Annotated in this window: 1 protein-coding gene; it reads right to left on the minus strand. The window is 55.0% G+C overall.

What is annotated here, in order from left to right:
* Positions 1 to 8: 8 nt before the first annotated feature.
* Positions 9 to 686, minus strand: a complete 678-nt coding sequence (locus tag NDO75_RS27705; protein ID WP_310909762.1) for an IS6 family transposase — start codon at positions 684 to 686, stop codon at positions 9 to 11.
* Positions 687 to 743 lie beyond the last annotated feature (57 nt).

The raw sequence follows: 743 nt of genomic DNA on the forward strand, positions 1-743 counted from the left end.
GGTACTGTCTAGTTTAGAACCTCCGCTGGTGTCTGTCCGTTGAATGATTGGTGTGGTCGCTGCGTGTTATAGTAGTGTACGAATTGTTCAATCCATTCTCTGGCGCTCGCTCGACTGCCCACCCATGAATTATGGAAGCGGTCAACTCGCATTTTGAAGGTCTGAAACCACTTTTCGATTAGGTTTCGATCCACGTAGTCAAGTTGACCGCTCAACCCTAACCGAGAGAGGGCAGTCAGATAGCCGTAGCCATCGACGAGAAACACCGTTTCGGAGAGATCGTGTTTCTCGGTCAATTTATGCAGGAACGCAGCGGCTGGATCGGTTCCTCGTCGTCCGAATACAGCGACATCGAGAATCAGCCGTGAGTCTAGGTCTATTGCAGCATACACCCAAGACCAGTTTCCGTTGATCTTGACAGCGGTTTCATCAACCGCGACCCGCGACGGCGAAGCCGTCGGCGGGTCTGAGGTGCTGTCAGCGAGCCGATGTACCCAGTTCCAGATCGCTTGGTGAGAACGTTCAACGCCGATCAAGCGAAGAATCGCTTCTGTCTCTCGAAGCGAACAACCAGTCGCGTGGAGCCGGACGGCGAACACCCTGACGGGCGTCGCCGTCCGCTCACGCTCCCAAGCTTCATCCAATTCCGCCGCGTAGCACTCGCTGAGCAGGTCTGCGAGCATCATAGCCAAACTAGCTCTACGACCTGCTCGCTTCTCAAACCGCGCTAACTAGACGGTGCC

The organism is Natrinema sp. 1APR25-10V2, assembly GCF_031626495.1.
Taxonomy (GTDB): Archaea; Halobacteriota; Halobacteria; order Halobacteriales; family Natrialbaceae; genus Natrinema.